The organism is Bradyrhizobium embrapense, assembly GCF_001189235.2.
In the GTDB taxonomy this organism is placed as follows: domain Bacteria; phylum Pseudomonadota; class Alphaproteobacteria; order Rhizobiales; family Xanthobacteraceae; genus Bradyrhizobium; species Bradyrhizobium embrapense.
In genome coordinates this window covers 807,634-833,762 of record NZ_LFIP02000003.1, presented here as the reverse complement: position 1 = coordinate 833,762, position 26,129 = coordinate 807,634, and the positions used below count along the sequence as shown (strand labels likewise).

At 62.6% G+C, this 26,129-nt stretch carries 21 protein-coding genes; 7 read left to right on the top strand and 14 right to left on the bottom strand.

Translation table 11 applies throughout. From position 1 onward, the window contains the following. Positions 1–20 precede the first annotated feature (20 nt). From AKN83_RS17940 to AKN83_RS17925, 4 genes are all read left to right on the top strand, one after another. A complete protein-coding gene (locus AKN83_RS17940) occupies positions 21–914 on the top strand; it encodes a branched-chain amino acid ABC transporter permease (RefSeq protein WP_050403581.1) in 894 nt (297 codons plus the stop codon). Positions 915–917: 3 nt separating this feature from the next. Further along, entirely contained in the window at positions 918–1,991 is a 1,074-nt protein-coding gene (locus AKN83_RS17935; protein WP_050403582.1) for a branched-chain amino acid ABC transporter permease, read from the top strand. A 50-nt stretch (positions 1,992–2,041) separates the two neighbouring features. After that, the gene (locus tag AKN83_RS17930; protein ID WP_050403583.1) at positions 2,042–3,325 is read left to right on the top strand and encodes an ABC transporter substrate-binding protein; all 1,284 of its coding nucleotides are present in this window, start codon (positions 2,042–2,044) and stop codon (positions 3,323–3,325) included. A gap of 163 nt (positions 3,326–3,488) precedes the next feature. Then, the gene (locus tag AKN83_RS17925; RefSeq protein WP_050403667.1) at positions 3,489–4,328 is read left to right on the top strand and encodes an ABC transporter ATP-binding protein; all 840 of its coding nucleotides are present in this window, start codon (positions 3,489–3,491) and stop codon (positions 4,326–4,328) included. A 65-nt stretch (positions 4,329–4,393) separates the two neighbouring features. Here AKN83_RS17925 and AKN83_RS17920 read toward each other — a convergent pair whose 3' ends face one another. Next, on the bottom strand, positions 4,394–5,542 hold the full coding sequence (locus AKN83_RS17920; protein ID WP_050403584.1) for an AGE family epimerase/isomerase: 1,149 nt from the start codon (positions 5,540–5,542) through the stop codon (positions 4,394–4,396). A gap of 95 nt (positions 5,543–5,637) precedes the next feature. Here AKN83_RS17920 and AKN83_RS17915 point away from each other — a divergent pair, with 95 nt between their 5' ends. Both AKN83_RS17915 and AKN83_RS17910 read left to right on the top strand, forming a co-directional pair. Next, on the top strand, positions 5,638–6,861 hold the full coding sequence (locus AKN83_RS17915; protein ID WP_050403585.1) for a phenylacetate--CoA ligase family protein: 1,224 nt from the start codon (positions 5,638–5,640) through the stop codon (positions 6,859–6,861). A 95-nt stretch (positions 6,862–6,956) separates the two neighbouring features. Beyond that, the gene (locus AKN83_RS17910; RefSeq protein ID WP_050403586.1) at positions 6,957–7,487 is read left to right on the top strand and encodes an HAD family hydrolase; all 531 of its coding nucleotides are present in this window, start codon (positions 6,957–6,959) and stop codon (positions 7,485–7,487) included. A gap of 32 nt (positions 7,488–7,519) precedes the next feature. On the opposite strand, the gene AKN83_RS17905 is transcribed toward AKN83_RS17910, so the two are convergent. The 3 genes from AKN83_RS17905 to AKN83_RS17895 are packed head-to-tail and all read right to left on the bottom strand — an operon-like array spanning position 7,520 to position 10,153. Next, positions 7,520–8,617, bottom strand: a complete 1,098-nt coding sequence (locus tag AKN83_RS17905; RefSeq protein WP_050403587.1) for a DegT/DnrJ/EryC1/StrS family aminotransferase — start codon at positions 8,615–8,617, stop codon at positions 7,520–7,522. 10 nt (positions 8,618–8,627) lie between these two features. Next, a complete protein-coding gene (locus AKN83_RS17900; protein ID WP_050403588.1) occupies positions 8,628–9,095 on the bottom strand; it encodes an acyltransferase in 468 nt (155 codons plus the stop codon). Then, positions 9,092–10,153, bottom strand: coding sequence for a Gfo/Idh/MocA family protein (locus tag AKN83_RS17895; protein WP_050403589.1), 1,062 nt, complete (start codon positions 10,151–10,153; stop codon positions 9,092–9,094). Before AKN83_RS17895 ends, AKN83_RS17900 begins: the two co-directional genes overlap by 4 nt. A gap of 399 nt (positions 10,154–10,552) precedes the next feature. On the opposite strand from AKN83_RS17895, the gene AKN83_RS17890 reads away from it, so the two are divergent. Then, on the top strand, positions 10,553–11,914 hold the full coding sequence (locus AKN83_RS17890) for a hypothetical protein (protein WP_083992112.1): 1,362 nt from the start codon (positions 10,553–10,555) through the stop codon (positions 11,912–11,914). Here the strand turns inward: AKN83_RS17890 and AKN83_RS17885 are convergent. From AKN83_RS17885 to AKN83_RS17840, 10 genes are all read right to left on the bottom strand, one after another. After that, a complete protein-coding gene (locus AKN83_RS17885) occupies positions 11,911–13,215 on the bottom strand; it encodes a nucleotide sugar dehydrogenase (protein WP_050403591.1) in 1,305 nt (434 codons plus the stop codon). The genes AKN83_RS17890 and AKN83_RS17885 overlap by 4 nt on opposite strands. A gap of 256 nt (positions 13,216–13,471) precedes the next feature. Beyond that, positions 13,472–14,521: a non-hydrolyzing UDP-N-acetylglucosamine 2-epimerase gene (gene wecB, locus AKN83_RS17880; RefSeq protein ID WP_172803571.1), complete on the bottom strand. Its 1,050-nt coding sequence runs from the start codon at positions 14,519–14,521 to the stop codon at positions 13,472–13,474. A gap of 8 nt (positions 14,522–14,529) precedes the next feature. Further along, positions 14,530–15,441 (bottom strand): NAD-dependent epimerase/dehydratase family protein, encoded by a 912-nt coding sequence (locus AKN83_RS17875; protein ID WP_050403592.1) that lies wholly within the window; start codon positions 15,439–15,441, stop codon positions 14,530–14,532. A gap of 7 nt (positions 15,442–15,448) precedes the next feature. Continuing rightward, the gene (locus tag AKN83_RS17870; RefSeq protein ID WP_050403593.1) at positions 15,449–16,534 is read right to left on the bottom strand and encodes a class I SAM-dependent methyltransferase; all 1,086 of its coding nucleotides are present in this window, start codon (positions 16,532–16,534) and stop codon (positions 15,449–15,451) included. A 62-nt stretch (positions 16,535–16,596) separates the two neighbouring features. Further along, on the bottom strand, positions 16,597–18,459 hold the full coding sequence (gene asnB, locus AKN83_RS17865; RefSeq protein WP_083992110.1) for an asparagine synthase (glutamine-hydrolyzing): 1,863 nt from the start codon (positions 18,457–18,459) through the stop codon (positions 16,597–16,599). Positions 18,460–18,464: 5 nt separating this feature from the next. Next, a complete protein-coding gene (locus AKN83_RS17860) occupies positions 18,465–19,643 on the bottom strand; it encodes a glycosyltransferase (RefSeq protein WP_050403595.1) in 1,179 nt (392 codons plus the stop codon). 12 nt (positions 19,644–19,655) lie between these two features. Then, positions 19,656–21,203 (bottom strand): glycosyltransferase family 4 protein, encoded by a 1,548-nt coding sequence (locus AKN83_RS17855; RefSeq protein ID WP_050403596.1) that lies wholly within the window; start codon positions 21,201–21,203, stop codon positions 19,656–19,658. 25 nt (positions 21,204–21,228) lie between these two features. Further along, positions 21,229–22,623, bottom strand: a complete 1,395-nt coding sequence (locus AKN83_RS40585) for a glycosyltransferase (protein WP_172803569.1) — start codon at positions 22,621–22,623, stop codon at positions 21,229–21,231. A 56-nt stretch (positions 22,624–22,679) separates the two neighbouring features. Next, positions 22,680–24,098, bottom strand: a complete 1,419-nt coding sequence (locus AKN83_RS17845; RefSeq protein WP_050403598.1) for a glycosyltransferase family 4 protein — start codon at positions 24,096–24,098, stop codon at positions 22,680–22,682. Between the two features lie 47 nt (positions 24,099–24,145). Further along, positions 24,146–26,092: a glycosyltransferase gene (locus tag AKN83_RS17840; protein ID WP_050403599.1), complete on the bottom strand. Its 1,947-nt coding sequence runs from the start codon at positions 26,090–26,092 to the stop codon at positions 24,146–24,148. Between the last annotated feature and the right edge of the window lie 37 nt (positions 26,093–26,129).

Genomic DNA, 26,129 nt, shown 5'->3' with positions numbered 1-26,129 from the left:
CGAAGATAGCACGGACTCCCATGAACACCCAGTTCCTGATCCAGCTGATCGTCAACGGCCTCGTGGTCGGCACGCTTTACGGCGTGGTCGCGATGTCGTTCGTGCTGATCTACAAGGCGACGCAGGTCGTGAATTTCGCGCAAGGCGAATTGCTGCTGGTCGGTGCCTGGGTGTGCTGGGCGCTGCTGACGAAGTACCAGGTGCCGTTCTGGATCGGCATGCCGATCACGCTGGTGTTCATGTTCATCTTCGGCATCGCGATCCAGGTCGTGATCCTGCGGCCGATGATCGGCGAACCGATCATCTCCGTAATCATGGTGACGATCGGCCTCTCGACCGTGTTCCAGGCCGCGCTGAAGTGGATCTTCGGCGTCAATCCGCAGCCGTTCCCGCGCGTATTCCAGAGCCAGGCGGTCAGCCTGTTCGGACTGCAGATCCAGACCGTTTACGTCATGAGCCTCGTGGTCTCGCTCGCCATGATGGTCGGCATGGCCTGGTTCTTCCGCGCCTCCAAGTATGGCCTGGCGATGCGCGCTACCGCTTTCAACCAGCAGGTCGCGCAGTCGCTCGGCATTTCCGTGAAGAGCGTATTCGCGATGGCGTGGGCGATCTCGGCCACGGTCTCGGCCGTCGCCGGCGTCGTGGTCGCCGTGGTCAACGGCGTGTCGTCCGGCCTCTCCGCCTACGGCATCAAGGTGTTTCCGGCCGCGATCCTCGGCGGGCTCGACTCGGTCGGCGGCGCCGTGCTCGGCGGCATCATCATCGGGCTGTTGGAAAACGTCGCCCAGTATATCGACAGCGAGTATCTGCACTGGGGCAATCTGTATGAGATCGCGCCGTTCTACGTCCTGATCATCATCCTGATGATCAAGCCGTACGGGCTGTTCGGCACCAAGGACATCGAGCGGGTCTGATCCATGGCGACAAGCACACTCATTCCTTCCGGCGATTTCCGCACCAGCTACGCGGCCGACACCACGATCTTCCCGACCGCGACCAGCCGCAACTTCGCGATTGCCGGCATCGCGCTCGCTTGCTTCGCGCCGCTGCTGCTGTCCAACTACCTGCTCTCGATCGCGATCCAGATCGGCATCTTCGCGATCGCGGCGCTCGGCCTCAACGTCCTGGTCGGCTTCACCGGTCAGATCTCGATCGGCCATGCCGCCTTCTTCCTGTTCGGCGCCTTCACCTCGGCCTACATCTCCAACAACGCGCCGATCCCGGTGTTCTTCGCGATCCCCCTCGCCGGCGTGATCACGGCGCTGGTCGGCCTGGTGTTCGGCGTGCCGGCAGCGCGGCTGAAGGGACTCTACCTCGTCATCGCAACGCTCGCCGCGCAGTACATCCTGCTCGACTTCTTCTCGCGCGCCGAATGGTTCTCCGGCGGCTCGGTGCCGGCCAGCGCCAATCCGTTCTCGATCTTCGGCTACACTCTGCGCGGCGACCGGCAGTATTTCTACGTCGTGCTCGCCTACATGGTGATCAGCTATCTGCTGGTCACCAATCTGATGCGCACCCGCGACGGCCGTGCACTGGTCGCGATCCGCGACCACTATCTCTCCGCGGAGATCATGGGCATCAACCTGACCAAGTATCGGACGCTGTCGTTCGGGCTTGCCGCGTTCTTTGCCGGCATCGCCGGCGCGCTCTACGCGCATTATCAGCTCGTGGTTTCGCAGGAAGGCTTCGGCATCGAGCGCTCGGTACTGTTCCTCGCCATGGTCATCATTGGCGGCACCGGCTCGGTGATGGGCACGCTGATGGGAACGGCCTTCGTGGTGCTGCTCCCGGAATCGATGGAATGGCTGAGCGCCTGGCTGAAGGGCGGCGCCATCGACAAGGCGCTGCAGCTCAACAACAACATCACATTCCTGCGCGAGATCGCGATCGGCCTGATCATCATCGGCTTTTTGATGTTCGAGCCGGATGGGCTCGCGCATCGCTGGCGGCAGATCAAGGCCTACTGGAAGCTATATCCGTTCTCGCACTGACGCTTGGAACAACTCAAATTCGGTTCAACGAATAAAAGGAGGAAACAACAATGACGATTAGATCCCTTTTGAGCTCGGTCTCCCTCGCGCTGCTGGTCAGCGGCGCGGCCGCCACCGCGCAGGCGCAGATCGCCATCGGCCATCTGCAGGACCTCTCGGGCGGCACCTCGGACGTCGGCACGCCCTATGGCCAGGGCGTCGTCGATACCTTCGCCTGGGTCAATAAAAACGGCGGCGTCGGCGGCAAGCAGATCAATGCCGACAGCAACGACTATGGCTATCAGGTGCCGCGCGCGATCGCGCTGTACAAGAAATGGTCGGCGCCCGACGGCAAGGTCGCGGCGATCATGGGCTGGGGCACGGCGGATACCGAGGCGCTGACCGGCTTCCTGGCGCAGGACAAGATCCCCGACATGTCGGGCTCCTATGCGGCCGCGCTGACCGATCCCGAAGGCACCAGCGGCAAGGCCAAGCCCGCGCCGTACAACTTCTTCTACGGCCCGAGCTACTCGGACGCGCTGCGCGCCGAGCTGACCTGGGCGGCCGAGGACTGGAAGGCCAAGGGCAAGCCCGGCAAGCCCAAATTCGTCCACATGGGCGCCAACCATCCCTATCCGAACGCGCCGAAGGCCGCCGGTGAAGCGCTCGCGACCGAGCTCGGGTTCGAGGTGCTGCCGCCTCTGGTGTTCGCGCTGTCGCCCGGCGACTACTCGGCGCAGTGCCTCAGCCTGAAGAGCTCCGGCGCCAACTACGCCTATCTCGGCAACACCGCAGCCTCGAACATCTCGGTCATGAAGGCCTGCAAGACCGCCGGCGTCGACGTCCAGTTCCTCTCTAACGTCTGGGGCATGGACGAGAACGCGGCCAAGACCGCGGGCGATGCCGCCGACGGCGTGATCTTCCCGCTGCGCACGGCGGTCGGCTGGGGCGGCAATGCGCCCGGCATGAAGACAGTGATGGAGATCTCGAAGATGTCCGATCCGTCGGGCAAGGTCTATCGGCCGGTGCACTACATCGCCGCGGTCTGCAGCGCGCTCTACATGAAGGAAGCGCTGGATTGGGCCGCCAAGAACGGCGGCGCCACCGGCGAGAACGTCGCCAAGGGCTTCTACCAGAAGAAGGACTGGGTGCCGGCTGGCATGGACGGCGTCTGCAATCCGTCGAACTGGACCGAGAAGGATCATCGCCCGACGACCAAGGTCGATCTCTATCGCGCCAAGGTTTCCGGCGCGACCGATGGCGACATCAACGACCTGATGGCCAAGGGCACGATCAAGCTCGAGAAGGTGAAGACCGTCGAACTGCCGCGCAAGCCGGAATGGTTCGGCTGGTGAGGAGACAATCGCCACAAACAAGTCCGTCATCCCCCGCGAAAGCGGGGGATCCAGTACGCCGCGGCCTCTCCGTTGGCTTCGAACGTCTCTGGAATACTGGGTCACCCGCTCGAGTGCGCCGTTGCGCAAACGCGGGTGACGACAACGGAGAGTGATGCGGATCATGACCCAAAGCGTCGAAGCAACACGGCCAGCACCGACGGCAGTCCCGCCGCCGCCGCTGCTCAGCGTCAACAACATCGAGGTCGTCTATGACGACGTCATCCTGGTGCTGCGCGGCCTCAGCCTCGAAGTGCCGAAGGGCGCGATCGTGGCGCTGCTCGGCGCCAACGGCGCCGGCAAGTCGACCACGCTGAAGGCGATCTCCGGCCTGCTCAAGACCGAGGACGGCGAAGTCACCCGCGGCGAGATCCTGTTCGAGGGCCAGCGCATCAACGGCATCGACCCGGACAAGATCGTCCGCCGCGGCATCTTCCAGGTGATGGAAGGCCGACGCATCGTCGCCGACATGACCTCGCTGGAGAATTTGCGGCTCGGCGCCTTCACGCGCCGCGACGGTGAGGTCTCTGATGATATCGACATGGTGTTCAAATATTTCCCGCGCCTCAAGGAGCGCACCGGCCTTGCCGGCTATCTCTCCGGCGGCGAGCAGCAGATGCTCGCGATCGGCCGCGCGCTGATGGCGCGCCCGAAGATGATCCTGATGGACGAGCCCTCGATGGGGCTGTCGCCGCTGCTGGTCAAGGAAGTGTTCGCGATCATCAAGGAGATCAACCGCGATCTTGGCGTCACGATCCTCCTGGTCGAGCAGAACGCCCGCGCCGCGCTGTCGGTCGCGAGCCACGGCTACATCATGGAACAGGGCAAGGTGGTGCTCGACGGCTCCGCCGACGAGCTGCGCGACAATGAGGACGTCAAGGAGTTCTACCTCGGCGGCGCCGGCGACCAGCGCAAGAGCTTCAAGAACCTGAAGAGCTTCAAGCGGCGCAAGCGCTGGCTGTGAGGATATCGGGGCGTTTTCGGGCGGAGTTGCGTGTGCAGAAAACGCGTCAGAACAGGAAGGCGGTTCTATCCGAGCACCTGCTCGGCTTCAGTGACCGCGCAGAGCACATGGTAGAAAGACGACGCCGGGATCGTGGTGACCAGCGATCTGCCCTCGCGGTCGAACTGGTCGTACCAGCCCCCTCGCACAGGATGGCTGAAATAGTGCCGCTCCAGCAGCACCAGCGCCGCGCGGGCCTCGTCCGCAGCGCCGGCTTCGCCCGACTCCGCCTGCGCGATCCAGGCCTTGGCCAGCTCGCTCTGCGGCCACAGCCGCCTCGTGTGACGGCGGATGTTGCCCTCGGTATCGCCCTCGTCGATCAGGCAGCCGGTGGCGTCGCGATAGCGCAGCGCGGAGGCCAGGAGCTCGCCGCGCGGGCGTCCGGTGGGGCAGCCGGTGATCCGTTCAAACCCCTTCAGCAGCCAGACCCATTCCGCGAGGTGGCCGGGCTCGACGCTGACCGGCGGGATCTTCGACCAGTCCTCCTCGAAATATTCGCCGAGCGTGTGCATCTGCTTGTCGTACAGGTTAGCGAGGAACAGGGCGAAGAAATCGCCGGCGCGGTTCTGGAACGACAAATCGTGGGTTGCGTCGAAGCAGGCGATCATCGCCTCGAAGAGATGCATTTGCGGATTCTGCCGGCGCGGCATCGACGGCGGCAGGCCTTCGTGGAAACCGCCATGGGGCGAGCGCAGCTGGGTGTCGAGGAACGACAGCAGCGCGTCGATCTCGGCGCGGATCTGGGCATCCTGGTCAAGACCATAGGCGGTCGCCAGCGCGAGCAGCACGAAGGCATGGCCGTAGGTGTCACGCAGCGGGTCATGCACGCCGCCGTCCGGCGTCAGGCTGAACACGAAGCCCGGCCGGCCGTCCGGCGCCTTGGCCTTGGCCAGCAGGTAGTCCAGCCCCTTCAGCGCGATCGCGCGCCCCTCGGGATACCAGCCCATCTGGGCCGCCTTGGCGTAGCAGTAGATCTGGCGCGCCTGCACCATGATCCGGCGCGGCGCGGCGTTGTCGGCTGTCCCATCCTGATGCAGCCGGTCGACAAAGCCGCCGGCCGTGCCGTCCCAGCCGACCGTCGACCACAGCGGCAAGGCGTGGTCGATGATGCGGCGCTTCAACCTCCCGACGACGTCGGCGGCCCCGTCCGCCGCAACGCTCTCTGCCTCAGCCATCGTGCTCCCTGGAACCATCCCAATATCAGCGGTCACCGTCTGATAGCACGGGCGGACCGGCACGCCACCTGCGCAAATCCTCCCAAGGACCTGCCATGACCGACCATTACGACGCCCTTGAAACGCGCGATCCGGCCGAGCGCGAGGCCGCCCTGTTCGCCCGGCTGCCGGACGTGCTGCGCAAGGCGATGGCAGCGCCCGCCTATGCCAATTTGCTGAGGGGCATCGATCCCGCCTCCATCTCCAGCCGGCAAGCGCTGGCGGGGCTGCCGGTCCTGCGCAAATCGGAGCTGCCGGCCTTGCACAAGGCCGCCCCGCCGTTCGGCGGGTTCGTGGCCGAGAAGCCCGGCGCGTTTGCGCGGCTGTTCACCTCGCCCGGACCGATCTTCGAGCCGGAAGGCCGCCAGGCCGACCCCTGGCGCGGGGCGCGGGCGCTGTTTGCGGCGGGCTTTCGCGAGGGGGACGTGGTGCTGAACACCTTCAGCTATCACCTGACCCCCGGCGGCTTCATCTTCGACGCCTCGGCGCGGGCACTCGGTTGTGCCGTGATCCCGGCTGGCCCAGGGAATACCGAGCAGCAATTCGAGCTGATCGAGGCCTATCGGCCGGTCGGCTATAGCGGCACACCCGATTTCCTGAAGATACTGCTCGACGCCGCCGCCGCGGGCGGCCGCGACGTGTCCTCGATCAAGCGCGCGCTGGTCTCAGGCGCGGCATTTCCGCAATCGTTGCAGGAGGAGATGAAGGCGCGCGGCGTCGAGGCCTACCAGGCCTTCGGCACCGCCGATCTCGGCCTGATCGCATTCGAGACGCCGGCGCGCGAGGGGATGACGGTCAATGAGGAGCTGATCCTGGAGATCGTCAAGCCCGGCACCGGGGATCCTGTCGCGCCGGGGGACGTCGGCGAGATCGTGGTGACCTCGCTCGATCCGCATCATCCCTGGATCCGCCTCGCGCTCGGCGATTTGACCGCGGCCCTGCCGGGCGCGAGCCCGTGCGGGCGCACCAACATGCGCATCAAGGGCTGGATGGGCCGCGCCGACCAAACCACCAAGGTCAAGGGCATGTTCGTGCGCCCGGAGCAGATCGCGGAAATCGGCAAGCGTCATCCCGCACTCGGACGGCTGCGCCTCGTGGTCACGCGCGCTGGCGAGGCTGACGCGATGACGCTGAAAGCCGAATGCACTTCTCCGGCCGGCACCCTGCAGGACGAGGTTGCGGCCACGCTGCGTGCCGTGACCAAGCTCGGCGGCGTCGTCGAGCTGGTCGGCGCCGGCGCACTGCCGAACGACGGCAAGGTGATCGCCGACGAACGATGAGCCGACCACCCCGTGTGGTCCAATCCACGTTGTCGCGCGCGGCATTGTGAACTATTGAGCTGGTTCATGCCTCGCGGAGACGGGATCATCACCTCATGAATAGCGCTTCCGGAAGTGAGCCGCGACGGCCGGCGGTTTTCTTCGATCGGGACGGCGTCCTGAACCAGGATATCGGCTATCTGTTCGAGAGTCACAGGCTGATCTGGATCGACGGGGCGCGCGAGGCGGTGAAGGCCGCCAACGACATGGGCTATCTTGCGTTCGTCGTGACCAACCAGTCAGGTGTCGCAAGAGGCCTCTATGAGGAGGCGCACGTCCAGCAGCTTCACGACTGGATGGCGGCCGAGCTCGGCAAGATCGGCGCGCATATCGACGCCTTCGAGTATTGCCCGTTCCATCCTGAAGGGTCCGTTGAGCGATACCGGCAGGTCAGCCCCCGACGCAAACCGTCGCCGGGCATGATCACCGATCTGCTGGAGCGCTTTCCGGTCGACGTTGAACGAAGCTTTTTGATCGGCGATCAGCCAACCGATCTCGAAGCCGCGCGCGCGGCGGGCGTAAGGGGCTATCTGTTCTCAGGCCCCAATCTGGAAGTGTTCCTGAAGCCGCTGCTGCAGCGAAGCTGAGCCCGGCGCCCGGCGCGAGGCGGCCATGGCGATCAGAACTTGCGGACCAGATCGATCACCTCGTCCTGCTGCTGACGCGTGATCTCGGCGAACATCGGGATTGAGAGAATCTGGCCCTGATCGCGATGGGCGTTGGGGAATTGCTCCGGCCGGTGGCCAAACCGGGCGTAGGCCGGCAGGAATGGCAGCGCGGTCGGGTAGTTGATCGCGGTCTGCACGCCATTGGCGTTGAGGTGCGCGGCGAGCGCGTCGCGGCGCGGATGCCTGATCGTGTAAAGGTGGTAGACGTGGCTGCGCGCCGGCGCCACCTCGGGCACGACGACGTCTTCGATCTGGTTGAGGCCGGCATCGTAGACCTCGGCTGCGGCCTGGCGGGCCTCTGTCCAGGCGGTGAGATGCGGCAGCTTGGCCGAGAGGATCGCAGCCTGCATCCCGTCGAGCCGGCTGTTGACGCCCTCGATGTGGTGCTGGTGCTTCACCAGCCCGCCATGGCGCGCCAGCATCGCCATTCGCTCGGCGAGCGCCGCATCGTTGGTGACGACCGCGCCGGCATCACCCATCGCGCCGAGATTCTTGCCGGGATAGAATGAATAGGTCGCGGCCTCGCCGAACGTGCCGACCATGCGGCCCTTGTAGCGCGCGAGATGGGCCTGGGCGCAGTCCTCGATCACCCAGAGCTTGTGCTTCTGCGCGATCGCCATGATCGCGTCCATGTCTGCGGGCTGGCCGTACAAATGCACCGGGATAATGCCGACGGTGCGCGGCGTGATCGCGGCCTCGATCGTTGCCGGATCGATCGTGAATGTCGCATCATCGGTGTCGCAGAACACGACGGTGGCGCCGGAATGGGTGATCATCGCCGCAGTCGATATCCAGGAATGCGCCGTCGTGATCACCTCATCGCCCGGCTTCACCTTCAGCGCCCGCATCGCAAGATAAAGCGCATCGGTGCCGTTGGCGCAGGACACGCAGTGAGCGACCTCGGCAGCCGCGGCAAACTCGCGTTCGAAGGCGTCGACATAGCTGCCGCGAATGAAGGCGTTGTCGCGGATCACGCCGGCGATCGCCGCATCGATCTCGTCCTTGATCGACTGGTACTGCAGTTGCAGATCGGCATACGGCACCGGCATCGATATTCCCCTATTGGCTCGCCAGCAGCCGGCGCGCCGGATTGCCGGCATAGGTGCCTGATGTCGTGATGTCCTTGGTCACGACAGACCCTGCGCCGATGACGACGTCATCAGTGATCCTGACCGGCATGATCGTGGCGTTAGAGCCGATCGACACCCGGTTGCCGATCACGGTCTCGCGCCACAGCTCCTTGCGGCCGCGCGCCGGGCCGCCGGTTGCGAACGTGTCGTTGACGAACATCACGCCGTGCCCGACGAAACAGTCCTCGCCGATGGTGACGAGCTCGCAGACGAAGGCATGCGATTGCACGCGGGTGCGCGCTCCGACCACCACGCCCTTCTGGATTTCGGTGAAAGGCCCGATGAAGCAGTCGTCGCCGACCGTGCAGCCGTAGAGATTGCAGGGCTCGACGATCTTGACGCGTTCGCCGAACGCGACGTCGCGCACGCCGGCCTGATGCACTTCCGGCTGATTCACGAAACGACACCCAGCCGGCTCAGCCGCGGTGTGAAGCGCAGCGCGACTTCTTCTCCGGTCTCGATCGACTCATAGAGGGCCGAGATCAGCTCCAGGCTCTTGCGGCCCTCGAGCCCGTCGACCAGCGCCGCGCGCTGGTTCTCCAGGCAATCGACCACGTGATGATAATAGGCCTGATGGCCGAAGCCGTAGACGTTGGGCGGGTTGACCGAGAACTTCTCCACGACGTCCTTGTCCGACGGCAGCTCGTTGACGAAGCGCCAGTGCCGGATCTGGTTGACCGCGAAACCGGAAATCTCGACCGTGCCCTTTTCGCCCAGGATCGACAGCGAGCCCTCGAGATCGGTCGGGCGCGCCGCGGTGGTCGCCTCGATGATCCCGAGCGCTCCGTTTCGGAACTTCAGCGTCGCGACGGCGGTGTCCTCGGTTTCGATGTTGGCCAGCGCCGTCGTCGCGCGCGCATGCACGCTCACCACGTCGCCGAAGAACCATTCCAGCATATCGACATGGTGGCTCGCCTGGTTGGTCAGCACGCCCCCGTCATAGGCCCAGGTGCCGCGCCAATCGTCCTGGTCGTAATAGGCCTGGTCGCGGCACCACCGCACCCGCACAGTCCCGAGGATGAGCTTGCCGAAGCGACCGGCATCGAGCGCCTCGCGCGCCTTGACTACCGGCACGTTGAAGCGGTTCTGCTTGACGATGAACATCTTGACGCCGGCCTCGTCGCAGGCCCGGATCATGTCGTCGGCGTCCTGCAGCCGCAGCGCCATCGGCTTCTCGACCACGACGTGCTTGCCGGCCCTGGCACAGGCGATCACATGCGCGGGATGCAGCCCGCTCGGGGTCAGCACGGCAACGGCGTCGATATCCTTGCGCGCCAGGAACTCGTGCATGTCGTAATGGGCGGGAACGGCGAACCTCCCGGCAATCGCATCGGCACGCGCACGAAGCGGATCGCAGACCGCAACCAGGCTTGCTCCCGCGATGTGATTGCCACCCAGGAGATCGGAATGGCGCTTGGCGATACGCCCGCACCCGAGCAGGCCAAATCTGATCATGCAACAGGCCCTGTCTTGTCTCGTGACCGGCCATTGCGGCCAGCCGAAAAGCCGAGGGAACAGCGGCCTTGCGAGCCGCAGCATAGCGTCCATTACCCAGAAAACGTGGGATAAGGCAAGGCCTTGGCTGGGTCGGACAGCACGACCGGCGGATTTGTTGCTGAAGGCAACGCCGCTCCCGCAGCGGCAACGCGCCGGAGCTCGAGGCAGCAATTGCATCGCCGAGCAGGAAAAGCAGCATGAAACAGCAGCCCATCCTTGTCGTCTTAACGGGACCGTGCCATGTCGTGGGTTCAGGAGGCGTCATTGTGTGGCGATTGTTCGGGCCTAGCCTGCCCGAATACAACGATCACCAACGAGACAGTCCAAATGCAAAGTCCGGTACGGCAGCAGATGAGAATGAACCGTCGCGTGATGTGGCCGGAGCCGGATTTGCGCTGGCGCCAAGCCAGGCTCGCCCTGCTCGCCTACGCCCATGTCACGGTTTGCTGCATCTCGCTGTACTGCATCACGATCACGGATTCCTTTCCAGGCGTCGTCGGCTTCGACAAAGCGCACCTGACGTCTGCAATCCTGAACGTTTTGGTGTTCAGTCCCGTTGTCATCCTGTTCGCTGTCAGCCGGTTCAGCTTCGGCTATCTCGTCGGCTTCTACTTCTACATCATGGTGCTGGGATATCTCTGGCTGATCGAGTTCTCGCTGCTCGACTATGATCACCGCCTGGGGCTCGTCTCGATCGTGCTGTCGGCACTCGCGTTCCTTGTTCCCACGCTGTTTATCACCTCGCCGGTGCGGCAGGCTGTCGTCATGCCGGCACGCGCCTTTCACCTGATGCCTTCGGCGATCCTGATCGCCTCGGCCGCGATCATCGGTATCGGCGCGCTCTACAACCACAAACTGGTCGCGCTCAGCGAGATGTACAAATATCGCGCGGAGGTCGCGTTGCCGGGGGTCCTGCGTTACGCGGTCTGGATCGCCTCAAACGCCCTGCTGCCGCTCGCCTTTGCCTGCTTCGTCACCAGCAAGCGGTTCTGGCAGGCTGGGATCACGCTCGTCCTGATGCTTCTGTTCTACCCGATCATGCTGACCAAGATGGCGCTGTTTGCGCCGGTCTGGCTGCTGTTTGTGGCGCTCGTCTGCAAGCTGGCCGAGGCCAGAGTTGCGACGATCCTGTCGTTTTTCCTGCCCGTCCTGGCTGGCTTGATCCTGTTCGTCCTGGTCAAGACCGATATGTTCCCACTCACCCCCGGACTGGTCTATTTCGGCACCGTCAACACCAGGATGGTTGCGATCCCGTCGCTCGCCCTCGAAATCTACAACAACTACTTCTCGGCACATCCGCTGACCCATTTCTGCCAGATCAACGCGGTGAAGCTGGTGGTCGCGTGCGCCTACGACGAGCCGATATGGGCCGTCATGGCGAAGTCCTACGATCTCGGTGCTTTCAACGCTTCGCTGTTTGCCACCGAAGGCATCGCATCGGTCGGCCTCGTGCTCGCTCCGGTGTCCGCACTGGGCTGCGGCCTTATCATTGCTCTCGGCAATCGCCTCTCGTCCGGCTTGCCGCCGCAATTCGTGCTGCTATCGGCCGGGCTTCTCCCGCAAGTCCTCCTTAACGTACCGCTTTCGACAGCCCTGCTCACCAACGGCACCGGGCTGCTCTTCCTGCTCTGGTACATTGCACCGCGGTCGGCCTTCGACCAGACGGCGGCCCCGGCAGTCGCACTAGGCGACCACCGGCCAAATGCTGAAGCTGCCTAGGCGCGAATGATATTGTCCGCCGGCCGAGGAAACTTTCCGCGACAATCGACGAGCAGCGGCGCATGCGCGCCGAGCAGTTGATAGTCGAACTTGTCGTGATCGGTCGCAAGCAGGACGCAATCGAAGCGTCGCAGATTGTCCTCAGTGAGCGCGACACTCGACAGATCGAACGAATGCGCCCGCATCTTCGGGAATGCGGGGACGTGCGGATCGCTGTAGGACACCTTGGCGCCGAGATCGCGAAGCCGTTCCATCAACGCCACCGACGGTGATTCGCGGACGTCGTCGACATTCTTCTTGTAGGCGATGCCGAGAACCAGGATCGAGCTGCCGCTGATCGACTTGTGCCTCTGATTGAGTGCCAGCGAGATCTTCGACACCACGTAATCGGGCATCGAGGAATTGATCTCTCCGGCGAGTTCGATGAAGCGCGTGTGCATGCCGTATTCCCGCGCCTTCCAGGTCAGATAGAACGGGTCGATCGGAATGCAGTGACCGCCGATGCCGGGACCGGGGTAGTACGGAACGAATCCGAACGGCTTGGTTGCCGCCGCGCGGATCACCTCATGAATGTCGATGCCCATCTTGTCGGCAACCATCTTCATCTCGTTGACGAGGCCGATGTTGACCGAGCGATGGATGTTCTCCAAGAGCTTCGTCAGCTCGGCGGCCTGGGTCGAGCTCACCGGAACGACCTTGTCGATCACCTGACGATAGAGCGCGACGCCGGCCTCGAGGCATGCCGGCGTACAGCCACCGCAGACCTTCGGAATCGAACGCGTCGTGAAATTCTGATTGCCGGGGTCCTCGCGTTCCGGCGAGAAGACGAGAAACACGTCCTTGCCGACGGTGAAGCCGCACTTTTCGATGCGCGGCTTCAGCTCCTCCTCGGTCGTACCGGGATAGGTGGTGCTCTCCAGCGACAGCACCATTCCCTGGTGGAGGTACGGCAGCAGCGACTCCGTGGTGTTCAGCACGAAGCTGAGATCGGGCTCGCGGTACTTGTTGAGCGGCGTCGGCACGCACAGGATCAGCGCATCGACCTCGCGCGCACGCGAGAAATCGGTCGTCGGCTCGAACCCAAGCTCCGTCGCATTCTTGATGCTGGCGCTCGAGATGTGCTCGATATAGGAGCGGCCGGCGCGAAGCGCGTCGACCTTGGTCTGGTCGATATCAAAGCCGATCACCTTGTAGCCGACCTCGCAATAGCGAAGCATCAGAGGCAGGCCGACATAGCCCAAACCGACGATGCCGATCTTGGCCGTTCTCTCATTGAGCTTCGCGATCAATTCGGAATTCATTTCATCACTCGTACGGGGTTGTTACGGATAATCGGCCTGAAAACCATCTAACTGGGGCCTCTGATAGCGCCATAGCGGCAAAGCCACAACCCTGGAAGCCATGCGGGAGGCCGCCTCAAGCGTCGCGGCACGAAGCAAACGGGACCTTCACTTGCCATCGCGGCACCCTGCCGCCGCGTCCGTCGGGGCGCGCCGGAGACCGCGCCTTTGCGTCCACAGCTGGCGGCAGTTCCGGACGGAATTCCCGACGGCGAGGCTAGCGCGGACCGCCCGAGCTCAGCAGCCGCGCGACATGGTAGGCAGCGCGGCCAGTGCCATACTCGTCGATATCGCGCCGAGCGGCCTGCGACGACTGCCTCCAGAGCCGGTTCCAGCCGTGCGTGATGGTCTCGGTCCACTCGGTCTCGTCACGCAACGTGATGCACGGCACGCGATGGAAATAGGCCTCCTTCTGCACCCCTCCCGAGTCCGTATAGACTTCAAGGGCGCTGTGCAGAAGCTTCGCCATATCGAGGTAACCCACTGGATCGATGACCTTCAGGCCGTCCAGATCGACCCCCATCGCCAGCGCAGCCTGCCGGGTGCGTGGGTGCAGCGGCAGGACAACGGGAAATTTGCGCGACTGATCCTGCAGGAACTGCACGACCGCGAGAAGCTGCTGCCGATCACCGGTGTTCTCGGCGCGATGGATCGTCGCGAGCGCATACGCCTTTGGGGCCAGCCCGAGATTGCTCAAAATCGCCGAGCTCTTCTCGGCCTTGTCGGTCACGAACAGGGTCGCATCATACATCACGTCCCCGACGTGATGGACACCTGCCGTCACGCCTTCAGCGGCCAGATTGGTGACGGCGGCCGTCGTCGGACAGAGTTGCAGCGCGGAGAGATGGTCCGTCACGACCCGGTTGATCTCCTCCGGCATGCGGCGATTGAACGATCGAAGGCCCGCCTCGACATGCGCGACCGGAATATGCAGCTTCGACGCCGCGAGAGCACCGGCCAGCGTCGAATTGGTGTCGCCGTAGACGACGACCCAGTCGGGCTTTTCCTCGAGCAGGATCGGCTCGATCGCCATCAGCATACGTCCCGTCATATCGCCATGGCCGCCGCCATTGATATCGAGATGATGTCGCGGCCTCGGAATGTCGAGCTCCTCGAAGAAGACATCGGACATGTTCGGGTCGAAATGCTGCCCGGTATGCACCATCACTTCCGTGAGCCCGTCGGTCTCCCGGATCGCACGGCTGACGGCCGCGGCTTTGATGAACTGCGGTCGGGCACCAACGATGGTCAGGATCTTCAGCGTCATGGATTCTACTAGCGGTGTTGGGACTGAGCCAGACGATGATCCGCTGTGTTGACAGGGCTCGCGGAGATCGTCTTTTCAATCCCTTCCTTGAACTGCACGAAGCGCCGCACGTCCAAGCGAGATGCAAGCCGGCTCAGATCAGGGACGATGTCAACAGAAGGAGTGTTCGGGTTCACGATTTCGAACTTCGGCTCGACGCCGAGCTGCTGACCTATCGTGTTCGAGATCTGCCGGATCGAGAGCATCTCGGAGGCCGCCACGTTGAGCGTATCCGTCCATGACGACGCAATACTCGCAAGGATGACATCGACGATGTCGTCGATGAAGGTTGGCGCGAGGCGGATCCCCTCCGTGCCGCCGGAGAGCTGGATCGCCGCTCCGTCCTGGATCCTGCGTATCAGCTGCGGAATGAGTCGATCGCGCTGGCCCGGACCATACGGAAAGAACAACCTCAGAATGTTCAAGGAGAAGACGCCGGAGAACGGCTTCGCAATGACTTCAGAAGCAAACTTGCTCGCGCCGAGGAAACCGGGAGGCGCAAGGCCGGCATCCTCTCTCAGCGTTCCCGCGAACGGCTCGTAGACCGCGCCCGACGAAAGCAGGCAAAAGTGCCTGGCCGCCGCCCGCGCCGCCCAATCCAGCAACCGCATTGTCATGCCGACGTTGACGTCAAACATCTCGCACGAGTCCGCAGGGAAATCGCGATAGCGACGCGACTGAGCGGCATGAACAACGGCATCGATCGTCTTGGGAAAACCGGAGTCCTCGATCGACGCCGCTCCATCCCAAACCACCTTCGTGCCGAAGGCGACCGACGTGCGCGGCCGGCAGACGCAGAACAGCTCGTGCCCCTCGGCCGCCAGCCGAGGGCCGAGAGCAGAGCCGACGAAACCGCTACAGCCCGTCAATAATATCCGCATGCCCGTGTCAGACCGTTGGCTTCGTCAGCAAGACTGAAATCCCGTTCGGATTGGAGTCGTTGAAGGCGTAGTCCTTGACTCCGAGTTCCTTCATCCAGCCCGCAACCTCGTCGTCGCTGTGCTGCCAGGCGTTGTGCGGATGATACCAATCGAAGTTGACCATGTTGTTTGTTTCATAGTCGAACGCCTCGTTCCAGAAGCATTTCAGGAAGTTATAGTACAGCAATCGCTGGACGTTGTGCGTGCCTGCGGGAATCCCGAGCACCGGAATCGGCTTCTCAAGCGTGATCGTGGCGTTCAGCCGCGACAGCTCCCGGCCGAGCTCCGTGATCCCCTCGCATGCCGCATAGCATTCCTCCGCGGAGAGCGGCATGAAATTCTGGCGAACGTGGTCGTCGGCGAAAACGCGCACGGCGCCCATCTTCCGGTAGACATAGAAGAAGAACTGGCCGCCGGGCCTGACTTTGCGGTACAGGGCCTCCACCGCCGCCCTGGTGTTGGGCGTGTGATGCAGCACCCCGTCCGCGATGATGAAGTCGAACGTGTCGTCGGGGAACGGCGCTTCCATCAAATCGGCCTGGACGACCGAGCAGTTCTCGAGATGGCGGGTGTTCTCGAACGTCGTCAACGCCGCATCAGACACGTCGAGCGCGAACACCTCGCCCGGACAGTTCTCGGCGATGAACCTCGTGTTGAAGCCCGACCCCGGACCGACCTCGAGCACGTGCTGCTTGGACCGGTAGAACGCCTTCAAGGCATCCAGATCGGGCAGCCCGAACTTCTTGCAGTACCAGCCGAACAGGAATTCCTTGTGCTCGGGTTCCAGCCCATACTGCTTGAAGCGGCGCCACTTGTCCGAGAAGGTCTGATTTGTCTTGGCCTGCTCGAAGGCTTCCGGCCGGCTCTGCGCGGTCGTCGGCTTCGGCAAACCGTATCGCGAGCAGAAATCGGTCAGGTCGGGCTGCATCGGGCCGCTCAGGAAGCAGGGAACCCCGTGCAGAATCGGATACCACAGCGATGCATCGGGCGTCCGAAGGACGCCTTCGATGACCTGGCCATCCTGTTGCGTGAAAGCCTCAAGCCGAAGCTCCATTCCGTTCGGACGGAGACGTGAAGACGCAACGGTTCGCATAAAACTAGCTCCTACAACTGCAACTAATGGAGGGCGCCGCCATAGGCACCATGCTGCTTGCACCAGGACTCAAAGCTGAGCAAGCACCAGATCAGCGCGACATGGTTTGCCTTTTGCTCGAAATGCTCGTCCAGAATCCGGCGTACAAAGTCGTGCTGGAATACACCTCGCTGCCTGATGCGGGATTCCGGGAGTTGCTCCTCGATCCATGCGCGCAGAATCCCTCTGTACCAAGAGGCGTCCGGAGGACCAAACCCCATCTTCGGCTTCCGGTAGATCGTGTCGGGGACCAGCGGCCGGACGGCTTCGCGAAACAGGATCTTGCCCGTGCTGCCGTCGGACAGCAGGCCCCAATCCACGCCGAGGAGATAGTCGACCAGTTCGTTATCCAGAAGCGGTACCCTGGTCTCGAGGGAATGCGCCATCGACAGCTTGTCTTCCAGAGATAGAAGACCTGGAAGATAGGTGGTCAGATCGACGTGCATGACGGCGTCCCAGCGGTCCCGCGACGGCACCGCCTCGATCGCGTCCCCGATCGCGGCGATCGGATCAAAACCGCCTGCCGCTCGCAGAAATTCCGGCGTAAAGGCATCGCCGATCTTCTCGGCCGACACCGGGACGTTAAGGCTTGCCCGGTAGAGCGCAAAGGGATCCGGTGAGGCGGCCTGACCTCCCGCCGCGGCACGAAAACGCTGCATGACACGCTGCATCAGGGAGGCCGGAGCCGCCCGCGGCACGATGGCGTATCTGCCGACATAGCCTCCGGTGACTTCGTCGCCGCCCGTACCCGACAGCACGACCTTGGCGTCCTGGGCGACGCGTTGCGCGATCAGATAGTTGACATAGGCCATTCCCATGCGGGGATATTCGATCGCTCCGACCGTCGCATCGAGATGACGGGCCAGGGCATCCTGCGGCACCATGAGCTCGACACGCTCGATGTTGAGCTGCTTTGCAACCGCCCGAGAAAACTCGCGCTCGTCGACGAATTTGTCGACACCGACATTCTCGAGATCGAAGATGCACGAATAGGCGCGGACGACCGGATCGATCTGATGCGCACCCGCCGTGATCGCCGAACTGTCGATGCCGCCCGACAGGTAGGCCATGACGGGCACATCCGCGGCCAACTGCCTGCGCAGCGCCCCCTGCAATATTTCGCCGAATTCGCCCGAAGCCCGCGCCAGACCAGGTGCGTATTTGCGATTGTAGGAGGCAGCCCAATAGGTGCCGCTCGAGCTCCCGCTCGCCGTCATGCGCTCGAACGTACCAGGCTTGAGGAGGCGGACGCCCCGGAACGGCGTGCGCCCTCCCCAATTGTTCATCAGCGTGAAGTACTCCAGCGTCGCTGACGCATCGAATTGCTTGTTCAGCAATCCGCTGGCATACAGCGCGCGCACCTCCGAGCCGAACACGAGACCCTTGCCGGGCAACTCCGCGACGTAGACCGGTTTGATCCCGTATCGGTCGCGGGCGATTATCAGCTCACGCTGGCTTTCGTCCCAGATGGCGCAGGCGAACATGCCGTTCAGCCTGTTGAACAGCCTGTCCTTCCACTGCTCCCAGCCGTGGACCAGAACCTCGGTGTCCGAATGGTCCGTCGCAAAAACATGCCCGGCGGCCTCGAGCTCCTTCCTCAGCTCGCGGTGATTGTAGATCTCGCCATTGAAGACCACCCATACGGTTGCGTCCTCGTTGCTCATGGGCTGGTTGCCCGTGGCCAGGTCGACAATCGCAAGCCTGCGGAAGCCCAATGCGACGTCTGCCGTCACATGGAATCCACTGTCATCAGGACCGCGGTGCTCGATACTGGCCGCCATATTCCGGATCCGGGCGTTCGCGTCCGGACAGGCGCCAAAATGCAGAATGCCAGCAATGCCACACATTGACTCTACTCGACCTCGGCGCCGGCGGGCGCCAGCACGAACTTGCTGTCAGGGCTGCGGTAGGCAGCGATCATCGCCCCGGCAATATGATCAGGATCATGCCATCGCTCGACATAGCGGCGAGCCCGCTTCCCAAGCTCAGTCCACTCGGCGCGACGCTCGAGAATGGCCGCAAGATCTTCCGTGAGCCGCTCGGGATCGACGTTCAGGATCGCAAGATCATCCCGCATGGCCGGCGGGATGAACTGCAGGTCGTTTTCCCTGACATAGCACACCACCGGCTTTCCCATCGCCATCATCTCGACGGCAAAGCCGCCGTACCAACCCGCAAGCACCTGGTCAATGGCAAGATCGGCGGACCTGTAGATGGCCATCGCCTCCTCATGCGTTTTCTTTTCAACCAGGATCAGTTCGAAGTCGAACCGGGACTTCAGGCGCTCCAGCGCATCGAGGATCATCTGAGTGCCCTTGATACTCGGATCGCTCGGCGCGTGGACAATTCTCGGCTTGCCTTCTGCGCGGGGATACTCGGGCGAGAAATGACCGATCTCCACATTGGCGTAGGGCAGGAACTGCCCTCCCGGAACGACGTGCCCCAATTCCGGATTGAGGTAGAAGACACGGTCAAACAGCGGAAGCACGCGATCGATCAGGCGGGACCGGCGCGCATCCAGCGAATAGACGCAGGCTTCATAGGCGCCGCAGCGCCCGCTCGCGCACATGGTCCACTTGTTTCGCCGGTTGCCCTCGCCCGCCAGCCGCGCGTCGCATCCCTGCAGGGTCATGAACCTCTTCTTGCCCAATCCCCTGGCAAGCTGGAGATCGATCGTCACGAGCCGATTGAGCAGCGGCCCCATCCGGCCTACACCCGCGAACGCATAGCCTGGATACAGGAACGTCGTTCCAAAATAGTAGTGCAGCACGTCGTAGCGCAGCAGCGCCGACAACCCGAACCACGCGCTTCGGGCCACTTTCTGAAAGTCGGTTGCCGTATCGTCATACAGAACCTTGTCGGCCGGGTATCGAAACCAGGTCCCGCTTCGAACGACCAGGTCGCTCTTGTTTCCGCGCCTGCGCTCGGCACGCGAGAGTGACCAGGGCTGATTGCCGATATTGAAGGGGCCGTGAAGGATTTTCATCTTGCTGAGCGAATGTGACGATCCGTGCGCGTCGTTGTCATGCATCACTGTGATGAATCAGTCGCGAACAGATTCGATCTGCCGTCGATACGCCGCCAACTGCAACTCGACGATTCTCCCCGCGGAGTGATACTGCCCGATCCAGGCTGCTCCAGCGGCACCGATGCCATGTCGGTCGTCCTGATCCGCCACGATCCTGCGAAGCGCCTCGGCGATCTCACTCTCGGTCGATGCCGACAGAATGGGAGGCGCTTCGGAAAAGAATTCCTTTGCCATTCCCGAATCCACGTTCGTGATGACGCGCCTGCCAAGCGCCAGCGCTTCAAAAGTAATTCCACCGAAAGATGGCAGAACGAACTGATCCAGCACGGCGTGGCTGCGGAGATATGTCCTCCACAATTCCGGTTTGCGCATCGGCGCGAGCCACTGCACCTTGTCGTCGAGACCCAGGCTCCGAATGAGTTCCCGCGAGGCGTCAAGGTCGCGTCCCCAGGCGATCATCGCAAGCCGCAGCGCCGGCGCTTGCTGGGCAACGCTCGCAAAGGCCCGGATCAGCCGGTCATTGCCCTTCACCAGGCTTGGGTCCGAGTCCCGCCAGTCGTGCCGGGTCGGATGAAAGACAACGACCTGGTCGTCGGGCGGCATTACCGCGTTATGCCTGGCCCCGAATTCGACGAGCTTGGTATCGTCGAACGCATGCGGAAGCGGAGTGATCCGATCCGGCGGCACCCCAAGCCGCCGAGCGGCAGGCACACAATCGATGTTGGTGACGAAGACGTGGTCGGCTCCGAGGAACACGGTGGCGGTGAGCCGCCCGAGGCCGTCGTCCTGGAACGGAATTGCCCGCAACGTTCCATGCTCATATCCAAAATAGGAGCGCCGGGCGAGCAGCGGCCAGGCTCCATCGGTTGCGTAGGCCTGGATGACGTCAAACCGATCCAGCAGGCTCAAGAGCGGCGCGAGTCGGGCCCGATAGCTGCCGAAGTCCGCGGCGCTTGGCGGAGAACCCGGCGCGCTCCCTTGCCGCCAGATATCAACAAGCCGCTTCTGCTCCGGATCGTCCCGTGCCAGAACGCGCCGCATGAAGATGTCGCGCGCCATTGCGGGGGATCGACGAATCCTCCGCTTTATTTTCTGGCCAAGGCGGATCAGGCGGGCAGACGCCTTCTGCGAACACACGGACTGCCGGGCTCGATCCAGCGAGCGTCGAAATTCGTCGGCCTGGTCCGGCTGCCCGCCAACCTCAGCACCAATCATGGCGCAACACAAATTCAGCGGTCCGGAGGCAAACCAACTCGGTCGCTGGTAGCCTCCAAGATCAACCCTGGTCCACTCCGGAAAGAATGGATCTCCGAGATCTCCCTCGAACGTCGCCTCCTCCCATTCCGGGGAGGCCATGATGTGGTAGTTCTCGTAGGCGATGACATAAGCGTCGATGCCGTGCTGGCGCTGGATCCTGGCATTGTTGAACGCGTTGTTCGCGATGTTGCCGAGGTGCAGCACGCGCAGCGCGCGCCCATGCTGTTCCCGGAAACGCCGGTGCCAATCCAGGCCCTGTGGCTGCGGCGAGCGCGCGATCACGCCTGAGGTGTCGACCGACGTCACCGGAGATGCCCTTGCGGTCCGGTCATCATGGAGCCGTTCCGGCGATCGCACTGAGACTTTCCGGAGCAGGCTGCATCGCAATCTGAAAAGGATGCTGCCAGTTCCCAACGAGAGGAATAGCGTTGCGTCGGGCTTCCTCTTGCTCCTGCTGGTTCCGAATGCGATCGACGACATGAGGCGGAAAGTCTGCAGTGTCCCGATATAGCTGTCCAAGCCGGGCCGCGATTGCCGATATGCCGTGCCAACGCTCGACATAGCGCCGGCCCTGCTCGCCGATCTTACGAAGGCTATCCCGATTGCGGATGATCCACAGCAACGCCTGCTCAAGTTCATCCGGGGTTGCGTTGATGATCGGGCATTCCTCCGGCGCTTCAACCAGATCCGGACTTCTCACGAAGCTCAGGACCGGCTTGCCGAGCGCCATCGCCTCGAGCGCGGTGTAGCCGTAAGCCCCGCCGATGAACTGATCGGCCACGATGTCGGATTGGGCGAACAGCGCGAGAACCTCGCTGTTGGAAACGCCTTGTATCTTGCAATATTCGATGTCGTATCCCTGCCCCTTCAGCCTGTGTATCGTCCGCTCCAGGTACTTCGAGCCCTTGAAGTGCGTGTGATTTGGCGCGTGAGCAATGCGGAGGGGACCGGAAGGCGGGGTATCCGGGCGAACTGCATTGAACCGATCCAGATCCAACGGCCAATAGTTGATATGTTTTGCCGTGGGCATGTAGGTCAGCATGTCGCCGAGCGAGACGAGAGCGGTGACGGACCTGGTCAATTCGGAGACATAGCGTTGAGCCTCCGCGTCGTGACAGGTGCAATATTTGGGTGGCTCCGCGCAGTCGACGCAGAAATTCCATTTGCCGAGGGCCAGGGTCGCAAGCCTGGTACGAACATCGGCACCGTAGGCATAAACATAGACCCGCTTGCCGGCCCGCCGCAGAGCGGCAAGCTCCTCGGAATTGATCTGCAAACGCTCGGTCGAATCGAGCAACCCGCGGTCGGCGAAGAAGTGAAACACATCGTACCGAACCAGGGCCCATGCGAGCACCAAACGCTGGAACGCGAGCCCCAGGCCGAACCGCAGCGCCAGAACGTAAGGCCGTTGCAGATTCAGATCGAAGCGAGACGTGATGACGTAGGTCACGTAGACAAGAGAGGTCGATCGAAAGCCAAGCTCCCGATCCGCCCTGGCCTTGAGCTGCAGGGTCAGGATCGGCGTTACGCCCCACAAGCTCCTGGGCTCTCCGCGCCGCAGGCGCAGGGCTCCAAGTGCTGGAGCGATGCCAATCGCGAGCTTTAGAATGACGATCGAAAGTGCCGTAGCGAGCAGGCTGAGAAGCCTCCGCGGCAGCGCCTGCAGCTTGCGGCGGACGATTGTCCACCCACCCGGCGATCTGGCAATCGACCAGGTCGTGAGCATCCACCTTCGAACGCTCCACGGCAGCACGAGCCGCGCGAGCGATCTCAGTCGATCTCTCATTGCGCGGGTCCGCGTTGCGGCGGCTTTCTTGGAGAAAAGCTGTCGTAGAGCGAGACGACCTTCTGCCACTCCGACTTTGCATCCAGCCTTGCGAGAGTCTTCCGCGTATTGTCGGTGAAGGCCGCGCGGAGCTCCTTATCCTGGACCATGCGGTTGATCGATTCCGCGATGGAACGCGGATTGTAGGGATCGAATGTCAACCCGACCTCGTTCTCGACGACAAGACGCTTCGCCTCGGCGTAGTGCGCAACGAGGACGGGAAGATCGGCGGCGAGGTACTCAAAAATCTTGTTGGGGAGTGCAAAGGTGAAGTTGCGGCACAAGGCCGGCAACGTCCAGATCCCGGCATCCGCCCCGCGGGCGGCCGCAACGACGTCCTTCGATGGCACCGGCGGAGCAAGCACGACTCTGCCCTCCACGCCGCTGCGCTGCGCCAATTCCAGATAATTGGGGCCAAACAGATCCAGAGACGGACCCCGAATGACGAAAACACAATCAGGTGCATAGGCAAGGGCTTCAATAATCGGCTCGATCAGGCGCGTCGGGCCGGTTCCTCCCTGCCACAGCAGAACGAATGTCGATTCCGGCAGCCCCAGTTGCTGTTTCAGCGGCGGATACTCGCGTGACGGCGTGACCGCGATATCGGGAATATTGCGGACCACGACGGGACGGCTACCGCCGAGTTCGGCCTCCATCGCATCCGCAATCGAGTCACATACGGTGATCGTGGCGGACGCCTCGTTCAGACAACGAACTTCCAACTCCTGAAGCGCCCGCTTCCACTCGGACGGATACGGCGCCCAGGCGGACTGCTTCGTATCCCAATGAACGTTCTCCGAAAACCACTCGTGGAAGTCGACCACAAGGTGCGCGCCTCGGTACTTTGCCGCCGCCATCGCGGCGTAGGCGGTGGAGAGATCATGTGCATGGAACGCAAACGGCTTCCGCTTCACCGCCTCCAGGTAAAGCTGTTCCGCAAAGTAGCCCGGCTGCTCGCTCATGAACGTCGCAGCCGTCCAATCGGCATGCTGAATATGAACGCGTGGTCCCCAATCGAGATTGAAGGTTGCTCCTGCCCCCTTCGTGGGCTCGGGACAGATCACCGTCACGTCATATCCGGCGGCGCCGAGGGCACGGGCTTCTCGTTCAACCCTTGGGTCCACGCGCAGATCGGAGACGACAAGCATCACCACTTCGCGACCAGAGGCAGATCTGCCAATCTGCCTATTGCGCGACGTGGCATCACCCGCAGCCGACATCTTCGGGATTCGAGCCTGCGCGAACTGCGCGCGACGGACCACAAGCTCTGAGACCAGCGCATTCCACCGGCCATAAAGGAAATAGAATGCCGGCCGCAAGGCGCGAAAAGCGGGAGGATACTGCTTGATGAAGGATGAGATCTGCTTAAGCATCATTCTATGGCAACTCTAGGAAATCTGCATCGGTGCTGCGGAAAGCGGCATCACCACTGACCCACCAGCAAATTGCTATACGCCTTGCACTGGAGAGCAACTATTCTTTCCGCGGAATGGTAGGTCGACATCCATTGAGAGGCAGCCTGGCCTCGACCTTGGGCATCGAGAGGGTCCTGGATGACCTCCCGCATTCGCGCAGCGCATTCCGCGACGTTACCGGCCGCGAGCAACGGCGGCTCCCGACCGAAAAACGTGGCCGTCTGTTGCTGGTCGATGGCTGAAATCAACCGGACGCCCAACGCCATTGTCTCGAACCCGACACCGCCGAGAGCTGGGACAATGAACTGGTCAACCACCGCATGCGAGACGCAGTAGCGCTGCCAGAGCTCCCGTTTGGACATGGTCGGGATCCATTCAACCAGTTCGGACAGGCCGAGTTCCCGGATCAAATCCTTACTGTCTGCGACCTCTTGACCCCATTCGACGAATACGAGCTTGAAGCTTCTCGTTTCGCGCGCGACTTCGGCCGCGGCGCGGATGATCACGTCGTTGCCCTTCAGCCAGGATGAATTTCCCCGCTTCCAGTGGTGACGAGAGGGACTGAAGAAAATGACAGGCCCGCCTGCCGGGGGACTTAATTCCCGTTGCGCGTCGCGGAATGCGCACAGCTTGTGATTATCAAACGCGTGCGGGAGATAGAATACCCTGTCCTGCTTCAGTCCCAATCGCTCGACCGAAGGCAAGACGTCCGAATTTGTGACGAACACTGCGGGCGCGCGCTGAAACGAGATCCGACAGATCAACCCGGTCAGATTGTTCTCGAACGGAATCTCGCGCAGCGTTCCATGCTCATAGCAGCAGAAATTCTTGACGCCATTCATCATCGGTATCAGGCCGTCGATCGCATATCCCTGGATGACGTCATAGTACAGAAGGATGTCTTCGAAGGGTCTTGGATGTTTCGTTACATATTCCTCACGATAGCTGAGTGACTGACCGTCGAGCTCGGCAGGGTCGCTCCGGATCTCGTCCAGCAGCGTCTCGATTTCCTTTGCTCGGGTGACGGAATCCGACATCGATCGCGCAACGCAGCCGGTTTCCGAGACCGGAATGAACTTGCGCATGACGCGCTCCAGCAGCGCCAGGAAGCTGAGGGTCAGCGAGCGGGCAAGCGACGACGACCTCTCCCGAATTCCGCCGGTGCGCAGCCAGCGGACATCCTCCCGTAACGCACTGAGGGCGGAGCGCGCCTCCGTATCAGCTTGCGGACCCCGTCGCGCAATCTTCAACCACGCAGCAGCCGAGAGTCTGTCGAGCCAGTTGGTCTTGAATTGACCCGTGCTGGATTCACGTCCGAGCACGCCGTTTGCGACCAACGTTCCAAGCCAAATTCTGTACAGACTGAGAGGTTGCCTGTTCCGATACCATGACCGCCCCGGTCCGCCGAGCCAGAGCAGGAATCTCAGATGCCGAGGAACATATTTGGCGAGGAAGCCTTTGTTGTCGCCGGAACGAGCGTCCTGAAGAGCGGTCAATTCCAGTTCCAACCATTTCAAATATGCCGTGGATCGCCAACCCGCGTTCCTGGCGCGAAGGTATTCGATGCAAAGCGCGGATGGGCCCTGAACAAACCAACCGGGCCGCTTCCATCCCTTCAGGCTTGTCGCCCACCAATCCGGCCTGAAATGATCCTGCCCAAGCGCCGAGGACCCCTCCTGCAGCGCGCCATCCTCCCACTCCGGGCACCCCATGATGTGGTAGTAGTTGTAGCACAGCACGTCGGCGTGGATGCCGAGCTTCCGCTGAATGCTGGCGTTGTTGTAGGCGTTGTTGGCGATGTTGCCGATGTGAAGAACGCGAAGCGGCCGGCCCATTTTTTGCTGGAAGTCGTCGATCAAGCGCAACGCGCGTGCGTTTTCCGCCTCAATCGCCTGCGTTGAGTCGCTTTGCTTCACCTGGCTATCGAGGCCGGCTTCGACGTACGGGATCGACACTGGTTTAGGCGCTCCGCGCACGAGCAACGAGCCTGCA